This window comes from Sinomicrobium sp., assembly GCA_029266035.1.
GTDB lineage: Bacteria > Bacteroidota > Bacteroidia > Flavobacteriales > Flavobacteriaceae > Sinomicrobium.
Map to the genome: position 1 here is coordinate 411,123 of JAJUFH010000001.1, position 8,388 is coordinate 419,510.

5 protein-coding genes are annotated in these 8,388 nt (G+C 41.5%); 2 read left to right on the top strand and 3 right to left on the bottom strand.

The annotated features are described in order from the left end of the window. Nucleotide 1: 1 nt before the first annotated feature. The 3 genes from fusA to rpsL all read right to left on the bottom strand — a co-directional run bounded on the left by fusA (nt 2) and on the right by rpsL (nt 3,102). Nucleotides 2–2,128: an elongation factor G gene (gene fusA / locus ACYZZR_RS01775; protein ID WP_461532266.1), complete on the bottom strand. Its 2,127-nt coding sequence runs from the start codon at nt 2,126–2,128 to the stop codon at nt 2–4. A gap of 22 nt (nt 2,129–2,150) precedes the next feature. Continuing rightward, a complete protein-coding gene (gene rpsG / locus ACYZZR_RS01780; protein ID WP_461532267.1) occupies nt 2,151–2,627 on the bottom strand; it encodes a 30S ribosomal protein S7 in 477 nt (158 codons plus the stop codon). A gap of 94 nt (nt 2,628–2,721) precedes the next feature. Next, nucleotides 2,722–3,102 (bottom strand): 30S ribosomal protein S12, encoded by a 381-nt coding sequence (rpsL, locus tag ACYZZR_RS01785; RefSeq protein WP_461532268.1) that lies wholly within the window; start codon nt 3,100–3,102, stop codon nt 2,722–2,724. Between the two features lie 466 nt (nt 3,103–3,568). Between rpsL and ACYZZR_RS01790 the strand changes: the two genes are divergently transcribed. Then, nucleotides 3,569–6,805 carry a SusC/RagA family TonB-linked outer membrane protein gene (locus tag ACYZZR_RS01790; protein WP_461532269.1) on the top strand — a complete coding sequence of 1,079 codons (3,237 nt, stop codon included), beginning with the start codon at nt 3,569–3,571 and terminating at the stop codon, nt 6,803–6,805. Nucleotides 6,806–6,815: 10 nt separating this feature from the next. Next, nucleotides 6,816–8,270, top strand: coding sequence for a SusD/RagB family nutrient-binding outer membrane lipoprotein (locus tag ACYZZR_RS01795; RefSeq protein WP_461532270.1), 1,455 nt, complete (start codon nt 6,816–6,818; stop codon nt 8,268–8,270). Nucleotides 8,271–8,388: the final 118 nt, after the last annotated feature.

The following is an 8,388-nucleotide window of genomic DNA, read 5'->3' on the forward strand; positions in this document are numbered from 1 at the left end:
TTTAAGCTTCAACCCCTTTTGCTTTCTTAATCACTTCTTCAGCTATATTTGCCGGAGTTTCCGCATAGTGAGAGAATTCCATTGTAGATGTAGCCCTACCAGACGACAAGGTACGCAAAGCTGTAACATATCCGAACATTTCAGATAGCGGTACAATTGCTTTAACCACTTTAGCCCCAGCTCTATCGTCCATATTGTTCACTTGTCCACGTCTACGGTTAAGGTCACCCACTATATCTCCCATATTCTCTTCCGGAGTCAGCACCTCCAGTTTCATCATAGGTTCCATAAGCACAGCGCGAGCTGCTTTGGCAGCGACCTTATATCCCAACTTGGCAGCCAATTCAAAAGAAAGCGAATCGGAGTCAACGGCGTGGAAAGAACCATCCTTCAAAACAATCTTCATCGAATCCATCTCAAATCCAGCCAAAGGCCCGTTTTTCATGGCTTCTTTAAATCCTTTTTCTATAGAAGGAATGTATTCCTTAGGGATGTTACCACCTTTGATTTCATTTACAAATTCAAGCCCGGTTTTACCTTCTTCAGCAGGTTCCATAGTAAATACGATATCCGCAAATTTACCACGTCCACCAGTTTGTTTCTTGTAAACTTCTCTGTGATCTGCAGAAGCTGTAATAGCCTCTTTGTATTCCACCTGAGGTTGCCCTTGGTTTACTTCTACCTTAAATTCTCTTCTAAGACGATCTACGATAACATCGAGGTGAAGTTCTCCCATTCCAGAAATAATAGTCTGTCCTGAAGCCTCATCAGTTTTAGCTTGGAAAGTCGGGTCCTCTTCCGACAACTTAGCAAGTGCCATACCCAATTTATCCACATCCGCTTTAGTTTTAGGCTCAACAGCTATACCGATTACCGGATCGGGGAAATCCATACTTTCGAGAACGATTGGGTGTTTTTCATCACTCATCGTATCTCCAGTCTTGATATCCTTAAACCCTACCGCTGCACCGATATCTCCGGCAGAAATAGAATCTATAGCATTCTGTTTATTGGAGTGCATTTGATAGATACGCGAAATACGTTCTTTTTTACCCGAACGGGTATTCAAAATATAAGACCCTGCATCGAGTTTTCCTGAGTAAGCTCTAAAAAACGCCAATCGTCCCACAAAGGGATCGGTCGCAATCTTAAATGCCAAAGCTGCAAAAGGACCGTTTACATCCGGTTTCCTAGAAATACTCTCTCCAGTATCTGGATGCGTTCCTTCTATATCTTCTTTATCCAGAGGAGAAGGCAAATACCTACACACTGCATCGAGCAGGAATTGCACCCCTTTATTCTTAAACGACGACCCACAAACCATAGGAATGATACTCATATCCATCACCGCTGCACGAAGCGCAGTGTGAATCTCATCCTCAGTAATAGAATTCTCGTCTTCGAAGAATTTCTCCATCAAAGCCTCATCGTATTCCGCAACAGCTTCGATCAAAGCGGCTCGGTATTCGTTTACCTCATCCTGCATATCTGCAGGAATATCAACCACGTCGAAAGTAGACCCAAAGTTTTCATCGTGCCATACTACCGCTCTGTTTTTCACAAGGTCAACTACCCCCTTAAAATCAGCTTCATCTCCAATAGGAAGTACGATCGGCACTGCATTAGAACCCAGCATATCCTTCACCTGGCGACAAACTTCGAGGAAGTTAGCCCCCTGACGGTCCATCTTGTTTACAAATCCCATACGGGGCACTCTGTATTTATCTGCAAGCCTCCAGTTGGTTTCAGACTGTGGCTCCACACCATCTACCGCACTAAACAAAAAAACCAATCCATCAAGAACCCTTAACGATCGGCTTACTTCCACGGTAAAATCAACGTGACCGGGAGTGTCTATAATATTGAAGTGATACGGTTTAGTCTCCGGAGTAGGCTGGGCATTTTCCATTGGAAAATTCCAAGTACAGGTCGTCGCAGCAGAGGTAATCGTAATCCCTCTTTCCTGCTCCTGCTCCATCCAGTCCATAGTCGCAGAACCATCGTGAGTTTCACCAAGTTTATGGCTCACTCCCGTATAGAACAAAATACGCTCGGTTGTAGTTGTTTTACCCGCGTCAATATGCGCAGCAATACCTATGTTTCTCGTGTATTTTAAATCTCTTCCCATTTGTTATTTTTGTTCTTAGCTATTAAAACCTAAAGTGAGAGAATGCTTTATTCGCTTCCGCCATTTTGTGCGTATCGACCCTTTTCTTAACCGCAGCTCCTTCTTCTTTGGCTGCTGCCAGAATCTCAGCTGCCAGCTTCTGCGCCATAGCTTTCTCGTTTCTCTTACGGGCATAACCTATAAGCCACTTCATAGCCATAGACACTTTCCTATCCGGACGAATCTGCATCGGTATCTGGAAGGTAGCCCCACCTACACGACGACTCCTCACCTCTACATGAGGCATCACATTAGACAATGCATCTTTCCAAATTTCCAAAGCAGACTTCTCTTCGTCTTGCTTCTTCTCATCTACGATGTCGATAGCATCGTAAAATATCTTAAACGCAACAGACTTCTTCCCATCCCACATCAAGTTGTTTACAAAACGAGTCACTAACTGATCGTTAAACCTTGGGTCTGGTAAAAGAGGCCTCTTTTTCGCCTTTCTTTTTCTCATTTCTTTTCTTTAAATGTAATTCGACTTTAAACAAATACTCTCAGACAGAACACTAGCAACACCATATCATATAGCATTACCTAGCACAGAACGACTATTTTTTATCCTTGGGTCGTTTTGCTCCGTACTTCGATCTTCGCTGTGTTCTACCTTGTACTCCGGCAGTATCGAGCGCTCCGCGCACAATGTGATACCTTACACCGGGCAAGTCTTTTACCCTTCCACCTCTTACCAATACTATCGAGTGCTCCTGGAGGTTGTGTCCTTCACCGGGGATATAAGCGTTTACCTCACTACCATTTGTAAGACGAACACGCGCAACCTTACGCATTGCAGAGTTCGGCTTCTTAGGTGTAGTAGTGTAAACACGCGTACAAACCCCTCTTCTTTGAGGACACGAATCCAAAGCAACCGATTTACTCTTCTTGGTAATTCTGGTTCTTCCTTTTCGTACTAACTGTGAAATTGTTGGCATAATTTACTTTACAAATAATGTTTATTTTAAACAAAGCCTCTTTTTAGAGGGTGGCAAAGGTAGAATTTTTTTCCAATTATTCAAACTTAATCAATTAATTTTCTTTCATATATACAATTTAAAGCAGCCTCATATCCACAACCCCTCAGTCAAAGTGGTATCTCCTTTAAAATTTAACCAAAAACAGAGATCACACAACGCTATTTTAAATTAGACTTATCCTACAAAAAGCAGCGTTATTATCACAATATTAACAATCTTCAAATCCTTATGTTTGTAAAAATATATCAAACAAAATACCCTTCAATCGTTATTAATACACCATAAATACATGTAAAAATTACAAATCACACATTATTTAAATAAATAGACTACAAAAAAATAATTTAATTAATCTCATCAATAAATTGTATTTGCGTTTTTTTTGCATATATTTAACACACTAATTCAAAATATTTATACAAATATGAGAACAAAAATCAGTTTAATCTTAACGTTGTTTCTAACGTTATCTGTGTATTCACTATCCTATACACAGGAAAAAACCGTCTCAGGTACGGTTAAAGACGCATCCGGACTGCCCCTCCCCGGAGCCAATGTATTGATTAAGGGCACCACTTCGGGGACTCAGACCGATTTTGACGGTAATTTCACTTTAACTGCAAGTGAAGGACAAACCTTAGTGATTTCTTATATCGGGATGAAAACTCAAGAAGTACTAATAGGTGCTTCGTCAAATATATCCGTAGTCTTGGAAGAAGATGCTGAAAACCTCGAAGAGGTTGTTGTGACAGCTTTGGGGATTACGCGGGAAAAGAAATCATTAGGATATGCTACACAAGAAGTAGAAGGTGATGATGTTGCCACAGTACCTTCTGCTAACTTTGCAAATGCCCTTTCCGGTAAAGCGGCTGGTGTTCGTATAAGCCCATCGGGGACTATGGGCGGTTCTACCAATGTAATCATTCGGGGAAGTTCGTCTCTCACCGGTAACAACCAAGCATTATTTGTTATAGACGGTACACCTATTGGAAACAGCACTTTCAACTCCACAACCCAAATGGAGGGTGGTGGAGGCTATGATTATGGAAACGCCGCTTCCGACATCAACCCCGATGATATCGCTTCGATAAACATATTGAAAGGCGCAGCTGCAACTGCTTTGTACGGAGCGCGAGCAGCCAATGGCGCTATTATCATCGAAACAAAAAAAGGGAAGAAACAAAAAGGTATTGGAGTTACAGTACGTTCTTCTATAACCGCCTCCAAAGTCGATAAAGAAACACTTCCAGTATATCAAAATAAATATGGTGCTGGATACTCTCCCGGTTATGACACCGGAGATGGATTCTGGTTATTTGATATTGATGGAGATGGTATAGATGAAACAACTACTCCTTTTACAGCTGACGCATCATACGGTGCAGCTTTTGACCCAAGCCGCATGGTTTATCAATGGAATTCTATATACCCGCAACTGGGAGACACCTATATGCAACCCACTCCTTGGGTAGCCGGAAAGCACACTCCAAACGATATATGGGAAACAGGAGTAACCTCTATTAATTCTGTCGCTCTAGACGGAGGATCCGAAAAAAGCACCTTTAGATTAAGCGCTACCAATTTTAATCAAAACGGAAACCTCCCAAATAGTAATATAAAACGAAATACTTTAAAATTCAGTGGATCTCACGACTTTACTGACAAGTTTTCGGCTAATGCCAATATTACATACACCAAGTCGAGCGGAAAAGGGCGATACGGTACGGGATATGACTCAGAAAACCCCATGCAACAATTTCGTCAGTGGTGGCAAAACAACATTGATATCTACGATCAACGCGATGCGTATTTCAAAACCAGGGAAAACATTACATGGAACCCCAACAGCCCTGAAAATCTCGCTCCCATATATTCCGACAACCCGTATTGGACGCGTTACGAAAATTATCAAACCGACTCTCGTAACAGATATTTCGGGAATCTCAATCTAAACTATAAAATAAATGACGTATTTAGTATTATGGGGAGATTCTCTTTCGACACCTATGAAGAATTACGTGAAGAAAGACGAAATGTAGGTAGTTCAGGTGTTTCCGGATATAGGAGGTACAACAATAGCGTAAGTGAGTACAACTACGATCTCATTCTCAGTTTTAACAAAGATCTCACAGAAGACCTCAACTTAGACGGAAATATAGGTTGGAACCTAAGGAGAAATGACGTGAACAATATTGACGCACAAACTAATGGCGGACTGAACATTCCAGGACTGTTTAGTCTCCAAAATAGCGCGAGTCCAATGGAAGCTCCGGTAGAATACGAAGCAACTTCTATGCTCGATGGTATTTACGGTCGTGTTAGTTTAGGATATAAGGGTACTTACTATTTGGAAGGAACCTTGAGAAGGGACCGTTCATCAACACTTCCTCGAGACAATAATACATTCTATTACCCTTCTATCTCTGGAAGTGTTTTGTTGTCTAACCTTATCGACGCTCAATGGGTAAACTTTCTCAAGGTTCGTGCCAACTATGCAGAAGTTGGTAACGACACCGATCCTTTTAGATTAATCAACACCTATACGGTGAGCTTACCATTTGGCGGAGCTCCTATAGCAAGTAACACCAATACTTTAGGAGTTAACGACATGTTCAATTCCGACCTGAAGCCTGAGCGTTCTAAATCGTATGAATTTGGTGTGGAATCTAATTTTTTCGACAACAGAGTTAGCCTTAATTTCTCTTACTATCACACAAAAACAACAGATCTGATCACACAGGTTCCTGTTTCTAGATCTACCGGATTCAACAACAAATGGCTGAATGCAGGATCTCTTGAAAACAAAGGGGTAGAGCTAATGCTCAACCTGACTCCAATAAAAACTACCGATTTTAATTGGGATATGACTATTAACTGGTCTAAAAACAAAAGTGAGATTCTCAACCTTACCGAAGGTATTGTCAATCTTCAACTCGCCAGTTTACAAGGAGGTGTTTCTATAAATGCTACACCGGGACAGCCCTATGGTTCCATAAGAGGTTCAGATTATATATACGACGATAATGGCAACCGAATTGTAGGTGCGGATGGCTATTATCTTACATCCAGCACTAACAACGAAATCATAGGAAATATTCAACCCGACTGGATAGGTGGGGTTAGAAACTCGTTTAAATACAAAAACCTAAACTTAAGCTTCCTGATCGACGTACAACACGGAGGGGATATATTCTCATTAGATACTTGGTATGGTTTTGCAACCGGACTGTACGACAGGACTGCAGCTAATAATGATTTAGGAAATCCGATGCGAAATTCTCTGGCAGACGGAGGTGGTGTAATTCTACCCGGAGTAACAGAAAGTGGAGATGAAAACACGGTCAGAATACCTGTTGAAACCTCCAGTCAAAGTCCTTATGGCTACACCAACGACGCCAACAAAGGACATGTATACGACGCTTCCTTTGTCAAATTGAGAGAAGTAAGCCTCGGATACACTTTCTCCGACAAAATATTAGAGTCAACTCCGTTCACAGGAGCCTCGATTTCTCTTATCGGAAGAAACCTCTGGATCATTCATAAAAACCTACCTTACTCCGACCCCGAAGCGGGACTCAGTGCAGGTAATATCCAAGGATATCAATCCGGAGCACACCCAGCAATTAAAGAAATAGGAGCTAGTATTAAGTTTAATTTCTAAAAAAACAATGATGAAGAAATATATTTTAATAACATTAGTTGCAGTCGGACTATACGCTTGTAGCGATGACAAATATGAGGACTACAATATTGATGGCAAAAATCCGCCAGAAGTGTCTGCCGACTACCTTTTTACTGCAGCGACCAAAAGCTTGAGTGACCAAATGGCTACACCCAATGTCAATCTGAACATCTTTCGCTTCGTAGCCCAGTATTTGACATCGACAGAATATCTCGAAGAACCGAATTACGATCTTACAGGTCGTAACATTCCCGGAGGACAATGGGAAAGATTATCGCAAAGGGTTTTGTTCAATCTCAAGAACGCTAGTGAGAATATTGACAACAATTTGGTGATATCTGAAACCCAATTGACAGAGGAAGAAGTAGCAGCTAGAAAAGCACAAATAGAAGTCCTAATGGTGTACACCTGGCAGGTTATGGTCGACACCTTCGGGAACATCCCCTATTCAGAAGCATTGGACATCAACAACACCTTGCCAGTTTACGATGACGCGGCTACTATCTATGAAGATCTAATTAATCGTCTTATTGCGATTAACAGCGATTTTGACGCGGCTCAAGGTTTTGAAACAGCCGATGTGCTGTACAACGGAGATATGCAGAAGTGGAAAAAATTCTCCAATTCACTACTACTCCGACTCGGTATGAGACTCGCTGATGTTAATCCCAGCCTTGCACAAACAGCAGTAGAAGCTGCCGTAGCCAACGGTGTTTTCGAATCTAATGCCGACAATGCCCTTATTCACTACGAAAGTCTTCCTACTAACTCCAATCCGTTATGGCAAAACCTAATACAAAGCGGTAGATCGGATTATGTTGCAGCAAACACTTTGGTTGATTATATGAACGACTTAAACGACCCGAGAAGACCTATTTACTTTGATGACAATCTAGACGGAGGCATATATGTTGGTGGTGTATATGGTGATTCTAATACATTTGCCAACTTCAGCCATATGGGAGAAGATTTTGTTAATCCGGAACACCCAGCAATATTATTGGATTATGCTGAAGTAGAATTTCTACTAGCCGAAGCTGCAGAACGCGGTATTGGCAGTGTTACTGGAGCAGCAAATCACTACAATGAAGCAATTACTGCATCAATAACGTTTTGGGGAGGTACAACCGATGATGCCAATGATTATATAGCACAAACAGATGTGGCTTATTCATCTGCAGATTGGAAAGAAAAAATAGGTCTACAATTCTGGATTGCCATGTATGACAATCCCACTGAAGGCTGGAGCGTTTGGCGAAAATACGATGCCCCCACTCTAAACCTACCTGCAGATAGCGGAAATCCTATTCCTCTTCGCTACACCTATCCTGTAGATGAACAAAACCTCAACCCTGATAACCGAGAAGCAGCTGCAGCCGCTATCGGAGGTGACGAACAACAAACACCCATTTTCTGGGATGTACATTCATTGCTGTCCCATTAAAATTCACCAACACAACTGTTTATGTTTGTATTACAGTGATTTACATATAATTTTCAAGTGAACGGACTTCAATTCATGAACTTGTAATTCAAAATTCAAAAGTGCGTTTTGGACATTC

What these genes read in the sequence shown, in the direction of transcription:
- fusA (WP_461532266.1), bottom strand. Translation starts at nt 2,128, where the DNA reads ATGGGAAGAGATTTAAAATACACGAGAAACATAGGTATTGCTGCGCAT.
- ACYZZR_RS01790 (WP_461532269.1), top strand. Translation starts at nt 3,569, where the DNA reads ATGAGAACAAAAATCAGTTTAATCTTAACGTTGTTTCTAACGTTATCT.
- rpsL (WP_461532268.1), bottom strand. Translation starts at nt 3,102, where the DNA reads ATGCCAACAATTTCACAGTTAGTACGAAAAGGAAGAACCAGAATTACC.
- rpsG (WP_461532267.1), bottom strand. Translation starts at nt 2,627, where the DNA reads ATGAGAAAAAGAAAGGCGAAAAAGAGGCCTCTTTTACCAGACCCAAGG.
- ACYZZR_RS01795 (WP_461532270.1), top strand. Translation starts at nt 6,816, where the DNA reads ATGAAGAAATATATTTTAATAACATTAGTTGCAGTCGGACTATACGCT.